General features: G+C 72.5%; 14 protein-coding genes. 12 read left to right on the forward strand and 2 right to left on the reverse strand.

What is annotated here, in order from left to right; all coding sequences use genetic code 11:
* From LX15_RS15185 to LX15_RS15200, 4 genes are all read left to right on the forward strand, one after another.
* Nucleotides 1-557 (forward strand): DUF3558 domain-containing protein (locus tag LX15_RS15185; RefSeq protein WP_253670235.1); only part of this gene is annotated, 557 nt, incomplete at its 5' end.
* Nucleotides 558-914: 357 nt separating this feature from the next.
* A complete protein-coding gene (locus LX15_RS15190; RefSeq protein ID WP_253670236.1) occupies nucleotides 915-2,357 on the forward strand; it encodes a hypothetical protein in 1,443 nt (480 codons plus the stop codon).
* A 277-nt stretch (nucleotides 2,358-2,634) separates the two neighbouring features.
* On the forward strand, nucleotides 2,635-3,528 hold the full coding sequence (locus LX15_RS15195; protein WP_253670237.1) for a phosphoribosylaminoimidazolesuccinocarboxamide synthase: 894 nt from the start codon (nucleotides 2,635-2,637) through the stop codon (nucleotides 3,526-3,528).
* A gap of 109 nt (nucleotides 3,529-3,637) precedes the next feature.
* Nucleotides 3,638-4,417 (forward strand): DUF2334 domain-containing protein, encoded by a 780-nt coding sequence (locus LX15_RS15200; protein WP_253670238.1) that lies wholly within the window; start codon nucleotides 3,638-3,640, stop codon nucleotides 4,415-4,417.
* Between the two features lie 46 nt (nucleotides 4,418-4,463).
* Here the strand turns inward: LX15_RS15200 and LX15_RS15205 are convergent, their stop codons facing one another.
* Complete coding sequence (locus LX15_RS15205; protein WP_253670239.1) at nucleotides 4,464-5,099, reverse strand: MBL fold metallo-hydrolase; 636 nt, start codon at nucleotides 5,097-5,099, stop codon at nucleotides 4,464-4,466.
* Between the two features lie 183 nt (nucleotides 5,100-5,282).
* Between LX15_RS15205 and LX15_RS15210 the strand changes: the two genes are divergently transcribed.
* Nucleotides 5,283-6,485 (forward strand): trypsin-like serine peptidase, encoded by a 1,203-nt coding sequence (locus LX15_RS15210; protein ID WP_253670240.1) that lies wholly within the window; start codon nucleotides 5,283-5,285, stop codon nucleotides 6,483-6,485.
* 395 nt (nucleotides 6,486-6,880) lie between these two features.
* On the opposite strand, the gene LX15_RS15215 is transcribed toward LX15_RS15210, so the two are convergent.
* Nucleotides 6,881-7,882, reverse strand: a complete 1,002-nt coding sequence (locus LX15_RS15215) for an NAD-dependent epimerase/dehydratase family protein (protein WP_253670241.1) — start codon at nucleotides 7,880-7,882, stop codon at nucleotides 6,881-6,883.
* Between the two features lie 138 nt (nucleotides 7,883-8,020).
* Here LX15_RS15215 and purS point away from each other — a divergent pair, with 138 nt between their 5' ends.
* The 7 genes from purS to LX15_RS15250 all read left to right on the forward strand — a co-directional run bounded on the left by purS (nucleotide 8,021) and on the right by LX15_RS15250 (nucleotide 16,630).
* Nucleotides 8,021-8,260: a phosphoribosylformylglycinamidine synthase subunit PurS gene (gene purS / locus LX15_RS15220; protein ID WP_073479541.1), complete on the forward strand. Its 240-nt coding sequence runs from the start codon at nucleotides 8,021-8,023 to the stop codon at nucleotides 8,258-8,260.
* Nucleotides 8,257-8,988 carry a phosphoribosylformylglycinamidine synthase subunit PurQ gene (gene purQ, locus LX15_RS15225; protein WP_253670242.1) on the forward strand — a complete coding sequence of 244 codons (732 nt, stop codon included), beginning with the start codon at nucleotides 8,257-8,259 and terminating at the stop codon, nucleotides 8,986-8,988. Before purS ends, purQ begins: the two co-directional genes overlap by 4 nt.
* Nucleotides 8,985-11,312, forward strand: a complete 2,328-nt coding sequence (gene purL / locus LX15_RS15230; RefSeq protein ID WP_253670243.1) for a phosphoribosylformylglycinamidine synthase subunit PurL — start codon at nucleotides 8,985-8,987, stop codon at nucleotides 11,310-11,312. The genes purQ and purL overlap by 4 nt, the downstream gene beginning before the upstream one ends.
* Before the next feature lie 631 nt (nucleotides 11,313-11,943).
* Entirely contained in the window at nucleotides 11,944-12,750 is an 807-nt protein-coding gene (locus tag LX15_RS15235; RefSeq protein WP_253670244.1) for an SAM-dependent methyltransferase, read from the forward strand.
* Nucleotides 12,747-13,577, forward strand: coding sequence for an SAM-dependent methyltransferase (locus LX15_RS15240; RefSeq protein WP_372502728.1), 831 nt, complete (start codon nucleotides 12,747-12,749; stop codon nucleotides 13,575-13,577). Before LX15_RS15235 ends, LX15_RS15240 begins: the two co-directional genes overlap by 4 nt.
* 30 nt (nucleotides 13,578-13,607) lie before the next feature.
* Nucleotides 13,608-14,411 carry an SAM-dependent methyltransferase gene (locus LX15_RS15245; protein WP_253670246.1) on the forward strand — a complete coding sequence of 268 codons (804 nt, stop codon included), beginning with the start codon at nucleotides 13,608-13,610 and terminating at the stop codon, nucleotides 14,409-14,411.
* Nucleotides 14,408-16,630, forward strand: a complete 2,223-nt coding sequence (locus LX15_RS15250; RefSeq protein WP_253670247.1) for a putative bifunctional diguanylate cyclase/phosphodiesterase — start codon at nucleotides 14,408-14,410, stop codon at nucleotides 16,628-16,630. The genes LX15_RS15245 and LX15_RS15250 overlap by 4 nt, the downstream gene beginning before the upstream one ends.
* Nucleotides 16,631-17,142: the final 512 nt, after the last annotated feature.

Here is a 17,142-nt window from a genome sequence, read left to right on the forward strand (position 1 = left end):
TGCTTCTCCTCGGGGTCGTCTCGTGTGGTGAAGCGATGAGTGGGACGCCGAACGCTGCGTCAACTGTTGCCACGCGGGCCGGTTCTTCGGGTGATCCCAGTGAGGCGGAACGGAGTGGTGTTCCTCAGGTCAGGAACCCGAAGAGGTTGCGGGGGAGTGATCCGTGCGCGCTGCTGACCCCGGCTCAGCTCACCGCGCTTGGACTGCCGTCGGCTTCGAAGCCCGGGTACGAGCAGAACTTCGATGAGGCGCAGTGCACCTGGTCAGATGATATTCGAGTGGTTCTGGGGCTGGACACGAAGCGCCGCGGCCTCACCGAGTATTACGTGCGGCAGAAGTCGTACGACAACATCAAGAGTAGCCAGGTGGCCGGCTATCCGGCTCTCTGGACCGACTTCACGAATGTTCGATGTTCACTTGTGGTTGGTGTCGCTGATGACCAGGTGCTGATCGTCCATGTGGGGTCGATCGTGTCTCGGAGCAGGGCTCAGGGCAACACGTGCGGCTACGGGGAGACGGTCGCGGCCGAAGTGTTGAAGAACCTTCCTCCTGGGTAAGCGAGTCTGGGGATGAGCGGAACCTCTCGGCAGGCCTGCGGTCGCTCCCGCTTCGGCGGGAAGCGCTTCTCTTGGGTGGGAACGGCTCGTCTGCCTCTCGGCAGTGCCGTTCGGTGCGGTAGAGAGAAGGCCCGGTCCGCTGGTGTTGGTGGGTGCCCGGCCCTGCGTCACCCACGCTGGTGTCCGTTGCGATTCGCCGACCGCCGTCGCCGACGACCAGACTCTGTTGATCCAGTACTCCGACAACGTCAGACCGAAACTTGAGCACAAGGACACCTGTGTTCGCCGAGCGCGTCGCGGCCGAGGTGTTGAGGAACCTGCCGGCGGGTGGATGAGGGGGTTGAGGACATGGGCGGAATGACGTCCGGGACGAACTGGGACGCGATCAGCCATCCGACGCTGCACAACTGGTTCACGACCGGGTCGAGCGAGTCCGTCGCGAACTCGGTGCAGACATGGCAGCAGGGCATCGGCACGCAGTTCGACAAGGTGAGTCACCTGATCGACGGCGCGTTGCGGGACACCGACGCGGTGTGGGAGGGCGGCGCCGCCGAGGCGATGAAGAGCGGCGTCTCCCCGCTCGCCCAGTTCGCCAGGGACGCCAAGGACGTCTCCACCAAGGTGGGGGAAGGCGCGGCCGAGCTGGCGCGCTCCTACGACGACATCAAGGCCAAGATGCCGGCTCCGGTGCAGGTCACCACGACGGACAACGCGCTGGAGCGCGGGCTGTCGCACCTGTTCGGGATGAAGACCGACAAGGAGAGGCAGGAGGAGTCGGCGCGTCAGGCCGAGGACCGGGCGCGGGACCTGGCGAAGGCCTACGACAGCAACGTCACGACGACGATGGCCGGGCTTCCGGTGTTCGTCCCCGCGCCGATCGTGGCCACCGACGTGGGCGGGTCCGGTGGCGGGGCCCGCAGCACCACGACCGGGATCACCTCGGCGCAGACGATGGTGTCGTCCCTGCGTCCTGGCGTGGAGTACAACCCGATCAGCCCGGCCGGCGCCTCGACGAGCACCACGGCGGCGGGCGCGGGTCCGGCGGGCACCCCGAGTGGCCCGGTGGGCCCCAACTCCGGCAACCCCGGCCAGTCGGGTGGTCGCCTCTCCGTCCCGACGCCGCCACCGTCGACCCCGACCAATGGTCCGGGGCCGAACACCGGCAGGACCGCCGGGGGCGTCAACCCGCCCAAGCCTCCCTCGACCGGCACGGCGGGAACCACTCCGCCGAACCCGGCGGGAGGCAGTAGGCCGACGGGTGGACGGATCACCAGCATCCTGAATCCCGGTCTCACGCCCAGCGGGCCCGAGACGAGGACGAGCGCACCGCGTCCCCTGTCGGGACCGCCCTCCAGTGGGCCGGGTGCTCCTGGTGCCCGCCCGCCAGCGGTGGGTGCTCCTGGTACGCGCCCGCCGGCGGTGGGTGGTTCCGGGGGTCCCGGTGGCGGCCCTGGCGCACCACGCGGTGGCGCGGGGCTGGCCACCGGTGGCGGTCCAGGAGCGGGGGGCGGTGCCCCCGCCGCCGGTGCGGGCCCGCGTGGTCCGCTCGGCCCGGGTGGGATGTCTGGGGCGGCCGTCGCACCGAGCGGCCCGGTGCCGCCGCCGCCGGCGATGGGGCCTGCTGGAGGCCGTGGCCCCGCTGGTGTCGGGGGCATGGCCCCGATGGCGGGAGCCGCCGGGGGGCGGCGCGAGGAGGACAAGGAGCGCCACTCCAACTACCTCCAGGAGACCGACGACATCTGGGGCAGCGGGGAGCAGGTCGCCCCGTCGGTCATTGGGGACCTCGACACCCGGCCCTGAGCCTCGAAGGACGCGGGGTGCGGAGGGGCCACACGCGCCGAGTGGCCCCTCCGCACCTGCTCGCGAACAGTCACCCAGCTACAAGAGTGATGTAGTAGGGGGACCCCCCACTTCAAACGTCTCATGTGGGTCCGACAGAAACCGGGTGCTGGGCGGCCACCGACCGGGTGGTGGGCGCGAATCCCACGGCCGGGTGAGCGTGGGAGGAGCGGACCCCGGCGGGCCGTCGGGACGGGGCCGGTCACGCTGGTCACCCCGGGCCGCTTAGGGTTGCCGCGTGGCTTCGCTCGCCGACTACCCGCAGATCGCCGCCGGCAAGGTCCGCCAGCTCCACGCCGTGGACGACCAGCACCTGCTGCTGGTCGCCTCGGACCGGATCTCGGCCTACGACCACGTGTTGCCCACGCCCATCCCGGACAAGGGCCGGGTGCTCACCGCGATGAGCGTGTTCTGGTTCGAGCTGCTCGCCGACGTCGTGCCCAACCACCTGGTGGCGTGGGACGACGAGCGCATCCCGGACGAGGTGCGCGGGCGCGCGTTGCTGGTGCGGCGTCTGGAGATGCTGCCGGTGGAGTGCGTCGCGCGGGGCTATCTCACCGGCTCGGGGCTCGCCGACTACCGCCGGACGGGCACGGTGTGCGGGATCGAGCTGCCGCCGGGGTTGGGGGAGGCCGACCGGCTGCCGGAGCCGATCTTCACGCCGGCCACGAAGGCCGAGATCGGCGCGCACGACGAGAACGTCAGCTTCGACGCCGTGGCGGCGACGGTGGGCGGGGAGCGCGCGGAGCGGCTGCGGGAGCTGACCCTGCGGATCTACTCGCGCGCGGCCGAGCACGCCGCCGGGCGCGGTGTGCTGCTGGCCGACACCAAGTTCGAGTTCGGCGCCACGCCGGACGGCGAGCTGGTGCTGGCCGACGAGGTGCTGACCCCGGACTCGTCGCGGTTCTGGCCAGCCGACGGCTACCAGCCCGGCCGGGTGCAGCCGTCGTTCGACAAGCAGTACGTGCGGGACTGGTTGACCTCTCCCGCGTCCGGCTGGGACCGGGCGTCCGACACGCCGCCGCCGGCTCTGCCGGACGACGTGGTCGCCGCGACCAGGGCGCGTTACGTCGAGGCCTACGAGCGGCTCTCCGGCCGGTCGCTGGCCGACTGGCCCGCCCCGAGGGGCTGACGGCCGCCCCCGAGGGCCTGACGACCGGTCGGCCCCGGGGACCCCGGCCATCGGAGTTCGCCGGATCGGTGGTCTCCGGTCACCCGCCCGCCAGGCCACCTTCACCGGGGTGCGGCGTCATGAGGACGTGCCCAGCAGGCTCGTGGTCTCACTGTCCGGCATCTCGGGCCGGACGGTGCGGCACTGCGCGGAGCTGGCGGCGGACCTCGACCGGCGCGGGGTTCCGCTCTCGTTGCTGCTGACGCCCCGCCCCACCCACGGCGGCCGGCTCGACGCCGGCGCGCCGGTGCTGCGCTGGGTGCGCCTGCGCCAGTCGACCGGGGACGCCCTGGTCCTCCACGGTTTCGCGCATCCTGACCTGCCGGGCGCCGGCTGGGTGGCGGGCGCCCGGCTGTGGCGTCGCGCCGAGTTCTCCGCGCTGCCCACGCACGAGGCCGGCCTGCGGTTGCTCGCGGCCAGGGCCGCGTTGGAGCGCCTGGAGTTGCGGACGGACTGTTTCGCGCCGCCCCGCTGGATCGCCTCGCCGGGCACGCGCACCGCGTTGCGCCGGCACGGTTTCGCCGTCTGCGCGGAGGGCGCCGCCGTGCGCGACCTCCGCGCGGACGTCGTCCACCGGGGACGAGTCCACGGCGTCGGCCGGGGTGACGTGGCCGAACCCTGGTGGTGTTGGGCGCTGGTGACGGGGGTGGCGCGGGCGGCCCGGCGCGGCGGCCTCGTGCGGCTCGCCATCGACGCCGTGGACCTGGCGCGGCCGGGGCCGAGGCAGGCGGTGCTGGACGCGGTCGACATCGCGCTGCACCACGGCGCGGAGCCGATGACCTACGCGAGTTTCGTCAGCGCGGCTCGGCAGGACCCGCCAGTGGTTGGTGAGGCCGGTCGACGTCGCTGAGCGGGCCACCCCGCCGGCCCAGGACGGGGTGGGTGTCAGGCCTCGTTCACACCTCGGTGAGTTCGCCCCTGCGGAGCACCCGCACCTCGGTCCCCTCCGGGGCGAGGTTCTGGAACAGGGTGTGGTGGAGCTGCGGCGAGGCCAGCACGGCCTCGTGGATCGGGACCGCGACCCTCGGTCGGACGGCCCGCAGGTAGTCGACGGCCTCGGACGCCTTCAGCCACGGCGCGCCCGTCGGCAGCGCGAGCACGTCCACCGGTCGGTGCGGCAGGACGAACGAGTCCCCCGGGTGCAGGAACGCGCCGTGACCAACGAGGTAACCCACATTAGGGATGTTGGGCAGGTCTGGATGGATGACCGCGTGATCGCCGCCCACCACCTCGACCGGGACGCCGCCCAGCGAGAGGGTGTCGCCGGGGCGCGCCGTTCGGCAGGACAGACCACGGGCGTTGATCTGTTCGGCGGACCCGGGGTCCGCGACCACCGCCGCGTCCGGGTTGCCCGCGACCAGCGCCGGCAGGCGGTCGAGGTCGAGGTGGTCGTGGTGCTGGTGCGTGAACAGGATCGCGTCCAGCCCGCGCACCGTCTCGAACCCGCTGGCCAGCGTGCCGGGATCGAGCAGCAGCCGGGCCGACCCGGTCTCCAGCAGCACACAGGCGTGTCCGAAGTGGACGATCCGCATCCCTGCCTCCTCCCTGCCCCGGGGCCGTTGCCCCGATCCTGGCATCCGGCCCCCGGTGTGCGCACCGAGTGGTACGCCACCCGCACGGTGGAGCAAGTCCCAACCATCGGCGGGTGACGGCAGTCACTCTCCGCCAGCAAGATCGCCCTGTGTGTTCCCCTGCTCACACGGAGAGGTGATCTCGTGCGGACATCGTTACGGCTGATCGTCACCGCCCTGCTCGGTGCGGCCCCGGTGCTCGCCGCCTCGGCGGTGGCCCTGCCGCACGTCGAGGCCGACGTCGCGCCGACCGCCGCGGTGGCCCAGTCCCGGGCCCAGGCCACCGAGGAGGTCGGCACCGAGGAGGCCGTGTCGGCCCGACTCGCCGACGGCGCCGCCAGCACCACCATCCGGCGCCCCGGCGCCTGGTACGTGAAGGTCCACCTGTCCGACCTGCGCCTGCGCCCGGGCGAGGTGGTCACCGTGGCCAACCCCGACCGGACCGAGGTCCACACGTACTCGGCCGACCCCCGCCACGCCCGCCCCGGCGACTCCCCCGCCAGCCCCGACGGCGACGGCTTCTGGGCGATGTCCATCACCGGCGACACCGCCGTGGTGAGCCTGGGCGCCCGCGACGGCGCGGCCCCGAGCGCGGCCAGCCGCGTCGCCGTGGACCGCATCACCCGGGGCTACACCGACGAGGAGATCGCGAACCGGCGTTCCTTCCAGGTGTTCAGCATCTGCGGGAACAACAACTACAAGGACGCCGTCTGCTACAAGTCCAGCAACCCCAAGGAGTTCAGCAAGACCCCCGCGGTGGCCCGGCTGCTGATGAACGGGAGCACGCTGTGCACCGGGTGGCGGGTCGGCGCCAAGAACCGGATGTTGACCAACAACCACTGCTTCGCCGACACCGCGACCGCCAAGAAGACCGAGGTCTGGTTCAACTACCAGTGCCCCACCTGCGGCGGGACCTCCAGCGGGCCGGTGACCAAGGTGCTGGCCAACTCGGTCCTCAAGACCAGCTCGGCGCTCGACTACACCCTGTTCGACGTGCAGAACTTCTCGACCATCGGCTCGTTCGGCTACCTCGAGCTGGACGCGAGGGTGCCGGCGGTCGGCGAGGAGATGTACATCGTGCAGCACCCCGGCGGGAAGCTGAAGAAGCTCGCCCTCACCGACGACCAGTCCCCGTCGGGCAACTGCCAGGTCAAGGCGGTCAAGGTGGACGGCAGCTCCCGGCAGGCCGACATCTCCTACATGTGTGACACCGAGGGCGGGTCGTCCGGCTCGCCGGTGCTGTCGCGCAGGACGCACAAGGTGATCGGCCTGCACCACTTCGGCGGCTGCCCGAACCAGGGCGTCCGCATCGACCTGGTGGCCGCGCAGATCGGCTCGCTGCTGTAACACCAGACCGGTTGGGTGAAACCGGATCGGCCCGGTGGTCGACCGCGAGGGGCGTCAGCGAGGGCGACGCTCGGCGGTCGGCCACCGGGCCGTCCCACGCCCGGGCGCGGGTTTCCGGCTCCCGCCCCCCGACGGCGCCGCTGATCAGGAGGCGGCGGCGACGGGCTCGGCGCCCAGCAGCCGGACAGGACCCGAACATGACGAGGCCCCACCGGTCGGGGGGCTTCCCGGCAGGGCCTCGTCTCGGTGAGCTCGTCGCTCGCCGTCATCACGGCCGCGCGTCCCCCAGAGATCCACGACCTCCGGCTCGTGCGTCCGATCGGAGGATCGCGTGGACGGCGGCCCGCCGTTACCGCGGCGTACCGCTGTCATCCATTTGGGCCAAAGATCATCGTTCAGTCAAGAGCCGAAAGGATTTCGTTTTCTTCTGCCACCGTCAGGCCCGCCTTCCTCGGCCTGTCCCACCCCAGCGCCCGCTCGTCCTCCAGCGCCGCCGCGACCGTGTCCGCCAGCGGACGGGGCCGCAGGCCGGCCGCGAGCGCCGGCCCGGCGTCGTGGGCCGTCATGCCGTACATCTCCCGCGGCAGCCACAACGGCAACGACCTCGGCCCCGACCACGGCTGGACCCCGGCCTCGGCCAGCTTCTCCGGGGACACGGGAACCAGCTCCACATCGTCCGGCGCCACCAGCTCGGCGATCTCCCCGAGCAGCTCGGGCAGCGGCCGCGCCGGCCCGATCCCGTCGAACGTGCCGACCAGCCGGCCCTCGGCGGCGTCCACGATCCAGTCAGCCAGGTCCCTGACGTCGACGTGCTGCGTCGGCTGGTCGGGGACGTCGGGGACGACCACCCTGCCCCCGCGCGACATCCGCGCCGGCCAGTAGCCGAACCGGTCGTACCCGTCCCCCGGCCCCGTGATCAGGCCAGGACGCACCACGAACGCGCGGTCCCCGAGCCGGTCCCGCACCGCGTTCTCACTGGCGACCTTGACCCGCCCGTACAGCTCCGGCTCCGTGAGACGACGCTCGACCGGCACCTCCTCGGTGAGCGGTTCGTGCAACGGCGCGTCGACCGACAGCCCGACCCGCGAGGCGTCCGCGTAGGCGCTGACCGAGGACACGAACGTCCAGTGCCCCGCCCGGTCCGCGAGCGCGTCCACCGCCTCGGACACCCACCGGTACGACATCGTCGCCACGTCGACCACGGCGTCGAACCGCTCACCCGCCAACGGCGCGTACGCGTCCGGCGCGTCCCGGTCCACCCGTACCCACCGCGCCCCCTCGGGCACCGACCCGGAGACACCGCGCGCGGCGCACACCACCTCGTGGCCGCGCCGCACCGCCTCGGCCGCCACCGTCCTCGACACGAACACCGTTCCGCCCAGTACGAGAATCCGCATGCCACCACCCTCGCCGAGGCGCCCGTGCCAGCTCCACACCTCTCGCGCAGAGCGAACGCGCAGCTCAGGTACGCTGCGGCCGTACCGCCGACCGGAGTGCCGCGGTCGTGGCACTTCCTGAACCCGGGAGACCCAAGAGTGGCCCGAGTCGTCGTCGACGTCATGCCCAAGCAGGAGATCCTCGACCCGCAGGGTCAGGCGGTGGCCAACGCGCTGCCTCGGCTGGGCTTCGACGGAGTGACCTCCGTTCGTCAGGGCAAGCACTTCGAGCTGGAGGTCGACGACTCCGTCGACGACGCCACGCTCGCGAAGATCGCCGAAACCTTCCTCGCCAACCCGGTCATCGAGGACTGGGTCGTCCGTCGGGTGGACGCATGACCCGGATCGGCGTCATCACCTTCCCCGGCACGCTGGACGACGTGGACGCCGCCAGGGCGGTCCGGCACGCGGGGCGCGACGGCGCCGCCGAGGCCGTCCCGCTCTGGCACGCCGACGCGGACCTGCGCGGCGTGGACGCCGTCATCGTCCCCGGCGGCTTCTCCTACGGCGACTACCTGCGGGCCGGGGCCATCGCCCGGTTCGCGCCGGTGATGGGCGAGGTCGTGCGCGCCGCCCGGCAGGGCATGCCCGTGCTGGGCATCTGCAACGGCTTCCAGATCCTGTGCGAGTCGGGCCTGCTGCCCGGCGCGCTCCTCCGCAACGCCGGCCTGCACTTCGTCTGCCGCGACCAGTGGCTGCGGGTGGAGAACAACGAGACCGCGTGGACCTCCCGCTACGAGCGGGGCGCGGAGATCCTCGTCCCGCTGAAGAACATGGAGGGCCGCTACGTCGCGGACGCGGCCACCCTGGACGAGCTCGAGGGCGAGGGCCGCGTCGTCTTCCGGTACGTGGTGGACGAGCCGGAGCCCGGCCAGGCGCCCAAGCGGCACCTGGGCGCCGACAGCCCCAACGGCGCGCTCCGCCACATCGCCGGCATCACCGACCCGACCGGTCGGATCGTCGGCCTGATGCCGCACCCCGAGCACGCCATCGACGCCCTGACCGGTCCCAGCGACGACGGTCTCGGCATGTTCCTGTCCGTTCTCGACGCACTGGTGGCGGCATGACCGGCGGCAGCAAGACCAAGACCATCGACAACGACGGCGCGGCCGCCGTCCTCGTGGACAGCGTGGAGCACGCGGCGGCCACCCCCGAGCACCCGCAGCCCTACCGCGAGCTGGGCCTCAAGGACGACGAGTACGCCAGGATCAGGGAGATCCTCGGACGCCGGCCCACCGACGCCGAGCTGGCGATGTACTCGGTGATGTGGAGCGAGCACTGCTCCTACAAGTCCTCGAAGGTCCACCTGCGGTACTTCGGGGAGACCACCACCGACGAGATGAAGGCCAAGATGCTGGCCGGCATCGGCGAGAACGCCGGCGTGGTGGACATCGGCGACGGCTGGGCGGTCACCTTCAAGGTGGAGTCGCACAACCACCCGTCCTACGTCGAGCCCTACCAGGGCGCGGCGACCGGCGTGGGCGGCATCGTCCGCGACATCCTGGCGATGGGCGCCCGCCCCGTCGCCGTGATGGACCCGCTGCGGTTCGGCCCCGCCGACGCCCCGGACACCCGCCGGGTGCTGCCGGGCGTGGTCGCCGGCATCGGCGGCTACGGCAACTGCCTCGGCCTGCCCAACATCGGCGGCGAGGTCGTCTTCGACGCCTCCTACGCCGGCAACCCGCTGGTCAACGCGCTGTGCGTCGGCTCGATGCGGGTCGAGGACCTGCACCTGGCCCACGCGTCGGGCACCGGCAACAAGGTGATCCTCTTCGGCGCGCGCACCGGCCTGGACGGCATCGGCGGCGTGTCCGTGCTCGCCTCGGACACCTTCTCCGGCGACGAGTCGGGGACCGGCCGCAAGAAGCTGCCCAGCGTCCAGGTGGGCGACCCGTTCACCGAGAAGGTGCTCATCGAGTGCTGCCTGGAGCTGTTCCGCTCCGGGCTGGTCGTGGGCATCCAGGACCTCGGCGGTGCCGGCCTGTCCTGCGCCACCTCGGAGCTGGCCTCGGCCGGCGACGGCGGCATGCGGGTCGAGCTGGACCGGGTGCCGCTGCGGGCCGAGGGCATGACCCCGGCGGAGATCCTGTCCAGCGAGTCCCAGGAGCGGATGTGCGCGGTCGTGCGCCCGGAGGACGTGGACGCGTTCCTGCGGGTCTGCGCGAAGTGGGACGTCACGGCCACGGTGATCGGCGAGGTCACCGACACCGGCCGGCTGGAGATCACCTGGCACGGTGAGACCGTCGTGGACGTGCCGCCGCGCACCGTGGCCCACGAGGGCCCGGTGTACGAGCGGCCGGTGGAGCGCCCCGCCAGCCAGGACGCGCTGGTGGCGGACACCCCCGACCGGCTCGCCCGGCCGAGCGCGCCCGCCGAGCTGCGGGAGACCCTGCTCCGGATGATCGCCTCGCCGAACCTGTGCTCGCGGCGGTGGGTCACCGACCAGTACGACCGCTACGTGCGGGGCAACACCGTGCTGGCGCAGCCCGCCGACTCCGGCATGGTCCGGATCGACGAGGAGACCGGCCGGGGCGTGGCGGTGTCCACCGACTGCAACGGCCGGTACGTGCGGCTCGACCCGTACACGGGCACCCAGCTCGCGCTGGCCGAGGCGTACCGCAACGTCGCCGTCACCGGCGCGACCCCGCTGGCCGTCACCAACTGCCTGAACTTCGGCTCGCCCGAGGACCCCGGCGTGATGTGGCAGTTCGAGCAGGCGGTGCGCGGCCTGGCCGACGGCTGCCGGGAGCTGGGCATCCCGGTCACCGGCGGCAACGTCAGCTTCTACAACCAGACGGGTGACACGGCGATCCTGCCGACCCCGGTGGTCGGCGTGCTCGGGGTGATCGACGACGTGCGTCGCCGCATCCCGACCGGGTTCGGCGCCGAGGCCGGCGAGACGCTGTTGCTGCTCGGCGAGACGCGCGACGAGTTCGGCGGTTCGGAGTGGGCGCACGTGGTGCACGGCCACCTCGGCGGCCTCCCGCCGCGGGTCGACCTCGCCAGGGAGCGCCTGCTGGCCGAGGTGCTGGTGGCGGGCTCGCGGGACGGCATGGTCTCGGCGGCGCACGACCTCTCCGAGGGCGGCCTGGCCCAGGCCCTGGTCGAGGCGGCGCTGGTCGGGCAGACCGGGTGCCGCGTGGTCCTGCCCGAGGGTGCCGACCCGTTCGTGTGGCTGTTCTCCGAGTCCGCGGGCCGCGCGCTCGTGGCGGTGCCCCGCACGGAGGAGCTGCGGTTCACCGACATGTGCACGGCCAGGGGCCTGCCGTGGACCCGGATCGGCGTGGTCGACCCGGAGTCGCGGGCCCTGGAGATCCAGGACGTGGCGACGTTCGAGTTGGACGAGCTGCGGGACACGTGGGAGGGCACGCTCCCCGCGTTGTTCGACTGACCTCCGGGACCGGTGTCGGGAGGGCGGGCCAGGCGGCCCGCCCTCCCGTGTCACATCCGGGGTTCGACGCCGAACCGCCGGAAGGGTGGAGTGGGCGGCGGTCGGGTGATCTCGGGGTGTCCCGCCGCCCCAGGTCCGGTTGGCCGATCTCTTTCCGGGATGTGTCAGCGGCTCGCCGGCCCGCCTCTCGCCAGGCGTGGGGCGGTGACGACCACCAGGATGACGCCGATCGGCCCGTGACGGTCCCCGCTCGCGGGGGGAGCCCGTCGCCCTCCACGCGTCAACACCGTCTTGGCGCGCCCGCTCAGGAACCCCGCGTCACCAGGGGGATTACCCCGATCTCCGGTGTCCGTCCTCCCTCGGCGCGGCGCGTGGGGGTCGGCCACCCGCGCTCGCCGAGTCGAGTCCGCACGATCGTGTGATAACGGGCTGTGACGGGATGTCAGGTGTCAGCCCCTGACGTTCGGGGGTGCTGTCACCCGACGATCGACGGGAGGCGGACGGGCGACCCGGACTCAGCCGGAAGAGTGGTTACTTAATGTCACGGATCTCCTCATTGGAGTGAATCACACGTCAGTCCTATGCTCGGGATGGCCCGGTGGGCCGGCGGCAGCGGAGTGAGGAGCGACCAGTGGACCGTCCCGACTGGGCGCCCGGCGACATCGACCTGGCCCGCCCCAGCGCGGCCAGGGTCTACGACTACTACCTCGGCGGGTCGCACAACTTCGCGGTCGACCGCGAGCTGGCGGAGCAGGCCATCGCCCTCTGGCCGGACCTGCCGCTCATCATGCGCGCCAACCGGGCGTTCCTGCGGCGGGCCGTGCGGTTCTGCCTGGACAGCGGGATCCGGCAGTTCCTCGACCTGGGCTCGGGCATCCCGACCGTCGGCAACGTGCACGAGGTCGCCAGGGCGGTCGACCCGGACGCCAGGGTCGTCTACGTCGACAGCGACCCGGTCGCCGTCATCCACAGCCGCGCGATCCTCGACGGCGACGAGCGGACCGCCGTGGTCCACGGCGACCTGCGGGACCCCGCCGCCGTCCTGTCCTCCGCCGAGGCCCGGCGACTGCTCGACCCGGACGAGCCGGTCGCCCTGCTCATGGTGGCGGTCCTGCACTTCGTGCCCGACGCCGACGACCCCGCCGGCATCGTCTCCCGCTACGCCAAGGAGATGGCCCCGGGAAGCTGCCTCGTCCTCTCCCACGCCACCCACGAGGGCCAACCCCAGCACGCCGGCCCGCACCAGCGGCTCTACGCGCGCACCAGCACGCCCCTGCGCATGCGCTCGCACGCCGAGGTCACCGCGCTGTTCGACGGCTTCGAGCTGGTCGACCCGGGCCTCGTCCTCCTCACCCAGTGGCGCCCCGATCCCACCGACGAGCCGGACGAGCACCCGGAACGGTTCTCCGGCTACGCCGGGGTGGGGCGGAAACCATGAGTTCGGTGACGACGGGACCGCGACCTCTCCCCGCCCAGGTGGACCTGGACCGCCCGAGCGCGGCCAGGGTCCACGACTACTGGCTGGGCGGGTCGCACAACTTCGCGGTCGACCGGGAGCTGGCGGAGCGCGCGGAGCGGATCGTGCCCGAGCTGCCGGCGGCCATGCGCGAGTACCGGGCGTTCCTGCGCCGCGCGGTGCGGTTCTGCCTGGACAGCGGGGTCCGGCAGTTCCTCGACCTGGGGTCGGGCATCCCGACCGTCGGCAACGTGCACGAGGTCGCCAGGGCGGTCGACCCCGCGGTCCGGGTCGTCTACGTGGACCGCGACCCGGTCGCCGTGTCACACAGTCGGGTGATGCTGGCGGACGTGCCCGACGTCGACGTCCTCCACGCCGACCTCCGTGACCCCGAACGGGTGCTGGATTCGCCCGAAGTGGCGGGTCTGCTCGACCTGGACCACCCCGTGGCGGTACTCATGGTGTCGTCGTTGCACTTCGTGCCGGACTCCGACGACCCGGCCGGCGTCATCGGTCGCTACCGGGAGGCCATGGCGCCGGGGAGCCACCTCGTGCTCGCGCACGCCACGGGCGACTCGGACGCCCGGCTGGTCGGCGAGCAGGCGGCCCGGGTGGCCGCCCTCTACCGGCGCAGCGCGGACTGCCTCACACTGCGGTCGCGTGCCGAGGTCACGGCCCTGCTCACCGGCTTCGCGCTCGTCGAGCCCGGGGTGACCCGCGTGCCGGACTGGCGGCCCGACACGCCACGGACGGCGGACGAGCACCCGCACCGGAACATCGGGTACGCAGGAGTAGGACGCAGAGTGTGACCCTGGGTGTGCGCACCGGGAGGGGAAGACGTGGACAGACCGACGTGGGCCCCGGTCGAGGTGGACGTGGACCGGCCGAGCGCGGCACGGGTCTACGACTACTGGCTGGGTGGCTCGCACAACTTCGCGGTGGACCGCGCGCTCGCGGAGCAGGCCCTGCGCATCGTGCCGGAGCTGCCGGAGATCACCAGGGCGAACCGGGCGTTCCTGCGCCGCGCCGTGCGGTACTGCCTGGACAACGGCATCCGGCAGTTCCTCGACCTCGGCTCGGGCATCCCGACCGTGGGCAACGTGCACGAGGTGGCGCAGTCCGTCGCGCCGGAGTCCCGGGTCGTCTACGTCGACAGCGACCCGGTCGCCGTGGCGCACAGCAGGGCCATCCTCGCCGGCAACGAGCGCGCGGAGGTCGTCCAGGCCGACGCCTGCGACCCCGACGCGGTGCTCGGCGCCCCCGGGACGCGCCGGCTGATCGACCCCGACCAGCCGCTCGCCGTGCTCATGCTCGCGTTGCTGCACTTCGTGCCCGACTCCGACGACCCGGCCGGCATCATCGGCCGGTACCGGGACGCCGGCCCGTCCGGCAGCTACCTCGTGCTCTCCCACGGCACCGACGCCGCCGACGAGCGCCGCGCCGGCATGAAGGAGCTCTACGCCCGCAGCACCACCCCGCTCGCGCTGCGTCCCCCCGACGCGGTCGCCGCGCTCTTCGCGGGCTACGAGCTGGTCGAGCCCGGCGTCGTCTACCTGCCCGAGTGGCGGCCGGACCCGGCCGAGGCGCCCGACGAGGACCCCGCCCGGTTCGGCGTGCTGGCCGGGGTGGGGCGCACGCCGTGAGCCGGCCAGCCGAGGGGATCCCGGAACCGAGGCACCGCCTCGGGCTGGCCGCGCTCGCCGGGCGCGGCCGGGAGACGGCCGTCGGCGGCGAGGACGGGCCGTGCGGCCCCGACGTCGTGGGCGGCCTCGCCGCGGCGTGGGCGGAGGCCGTCGCCGGGACCAGCTACGTGTCGATGAGCCGCTCCGAGATCGAGCAGCACCTCGCCGGGCTGACCCGGCAGCTCGTCACCGCGCTGCTCGCCGAGCCGTTCGACCCGACCCCGGCCCGCCAGGTCGGCGCCGCGATGGTGGCGGCGCACTTCACCGGCACCGAGACCCTCAACCGCACCGTGGCGCTGCTCGCCACCGAGCTGCCGGCCCGGCTCGGGCTCTTCCGCGACGGGTGCCAGGGCCCGGTCGTGGAGCGCGTGGCCGCCGTCCAGGGCGCCCTGGCCGCCGGCTACGCCGAGGCGCTGCGGCAGCGCACCCTCGACGAGCAGGAGGCGATCAGCCAGGCGGTGTTCGTCGCCAGGGACCAGACCGAGCAGGCGTTGCGGGCCAGCGAGGCGCGGTTCCGCGCGGTGTTCGCCGAGGCGGCGATCGGGATCGGGGTCGGCGACATGGCCGGCCGCATCCTCGAGGCCAACGCCTCCCTGCTGGAGATGATGGGCTACAGCCTGGAGGAGCTGCGGCAGCGCAACGTCCGCGACTTCATGCACCCCGAGGACGCGGCCAGCGTGTGGCGGCTCTACGACGAGCTGGTCCACGGCCAGCGGGACCACTTCCGCGTGGAGAAGCGGTTCTTCCGCAGCGACGGCGAGGTCATCTGGACCCACCTGACCGTCTCGCTGATCCGCGACGACCGCGGCCACCCCACCTACCAGGTGGCGATGATCGAGGACGTCACCGACCGGCACCTCCTCCAGGAACGCCTGCGGTACCAGGCGTTGCACGACCCGTTGACGGGCCTGCCGAACCGGGCGCTGTTCCTGGACCGGCTCTCCCGGGCGTTCGAGACCGGCGGGCGGGACGGCCGGGTCGGCCTGTGCTACCTCGACCTCGACGGGTTCAAGGTCATCAACGACAGCCTGGGCCACGACGTCGGCGACCAGCTCCTCGTGGCCGTCGGCCAGCGGCTGGACGCCTGCGTCTCCGCGCCCGGCCGGCTGGTGGCCCGCATCGGCGGCGACGAGTTCATCATCCTGGTCGAGCGCTCCGGCAGCACGCAGGACGTCGTCGTCATCGCCGACCACGTGTTGGCCGCGCTGGAGGCGCCGATCAGGGTCGGCGAGCACGAGCTGGCGGTCTCGGCCAGCATCGGCCTGGTCGAGCGCCCCGTCCACGGCACCACCCCCGCCGACGTCATGCGCGACGCCGACATCACGCTCTACTGGGCGAAGTCCGACGGCAAGGCGAAGTGGGCGCTGTTCGACCCGGAGCGCAACGCGCGTGAGGTCGCCCGGTTCACGCTCTCGGCGACGATGCCCGCCGCCATCGAACGCGGCGAGTTCTACCTGGACTACCAGCCGCTGGTGCGGCTGTCCGACGGCCAGCTCGTGGGCGCCGAGGCGCTGGTCCGCTGGCGGCACCCGGAGTTCGGCCTGCTCGCCCCCGACCGGTTCATCGGGCTGGCCGAGGAGACCGGCCAGATCGTGCCCCTCGGCCGGTGGGTGCTGCGCGAGGCGTGCCGGCAGGCCAGGCTGTGGCAGGACCGGTTCGGCCAGCGGGCGCCGTTCATCAGCGTCAACCTGGCCGTGCGGCAGTCCAGGGACCCGAGCCTGGTGGCGGACGTGGCCAAGGTGCTCGCCGAGACCGGGGTGGAGCCCGGCCGGCTCCAGCTCGAACTCACCGAGAGCGCGGTCATGGGCACCGCCGACGAGCCGCTGGACGCCCTGCGGGCGCTGTCGGCGATGGGCGTGCGCATCGCGATCGACGACTTCGGCACCGGCTACTCCAACCTCGCCTACCTCCGGCACCTCCCGGTGCACGAGCTGAAGATCGCCGGCTCGTTCGTCGAGGGGCTGCGGGCCTCGGCGGCGGACGGCTCGCACGTGGTCGACGCGCGGATCGTGGGCACGCTGGTGTCCCTGGCGCACGCGTTGGGGCTCGGGGTGACGGCCGAGGGCGTGGAGACCGAGGCGCAGGCCCGGCGGCTGGACGACATCGGCTGCGACTCGGGCCAGGGCTGGTACTTCGCCCGTCCCGGGCCGCCCGACCAGATCACGCGCCTGCTTTCGTGACATGTGGCGGCCTGCTGGCTTCGCGGATGGATAGTCGGCTGGTTCGCGTGTGTTCGGCCGGTTCGCTTGGGTGTGTCGGTATGTCGACTGGTGACCGGCGTCGTGCGGTGACGGGCAGTCCCGTGCCTCTGGCTGTCTCGGCGAGGATCTGACCCGCGGGGCGGTGACGCATCCCCCGGTTGGTGAGACTCCTTGTGGTGCCCACACTTTCGTGGCTCCAGCGCCCGGTTCTTGTCGGACCCCTGTGAGACGTTGAAAAAGGGGGGTCCACCCCTACTTCAGCCCAGTAGTGAACACAAGATGTTCTCGTCTTTCGGGATTTTGTCAAGCGGTTGTCCACAGGCTCGTGCTGATTGGCCCGCTGTGACACGACCGTCGGGTGAGAGCCGGGCTGTTGTGGGGCAGTTATCCACAGGGCGCGGATTGGGCCTGGGCTTCGTGCCGGCTGATGGATAGGCTGGAGCGGGGCTCGCCCCCCAGGGCGGGTGGGGGCTGTCCTGAGGTGAGGGGAA

Source organism: Streptoalloteichus tenebrarius (genome assembly GCF_024171885.1).
Lineage (GTDB): Bacteria > Actinomycetota > Actinomycetes > Mycobacteriales > Pseudonocardiaceae > Streptoalloteichus > Streptoalloteichus tenebrarius.

Excerpts from the sequence above, each read along its gene's own strand:
- LX15_RS15190 (WP_253670236.1), top strand. The coding sequence starts at position 915 with ATGACGTCCGGGACGAACTGGGACGCGATCAGCCATCCGACGCTGCAC.
- LX15_RS15205 (WP_253670239.1), bottom strand. The coding sequence starts at position 5,099 with ATGCGGATCGTCCACTTCGGACACGCCTGTGTGCTGCTGGAGACCGGG.
- LX15_RS15215 (WP_253670241.1), bottom strand. The coding sequence starts at position 7,882 with ATGCGGATTCTCGTACTGGGCGGAACGGTGTTCGTGTCGAGGACGGTG.
- purQ (WP_253670242.1), top strand. The coding sequence starts at position 8,257 with ATGACCCGGATCGGCGTCATCACCTTCCCCGGCACGCTGGACGACGTG.
- purL (WP_253670243.1), top strand. The coding sequence starts at position 8,985 with ATGACCGGCGGCAGCAAGACCAAGACCATCGACAACGACGGCGCGGCC.
- LX15_RS15240 (WP_372502728.1), top strand. The coding sequence starts at position 12,747 with ATGAGTTCGGTGACGACGGGACCGCGACCTCTCCCCGCCCAGGTGGAC.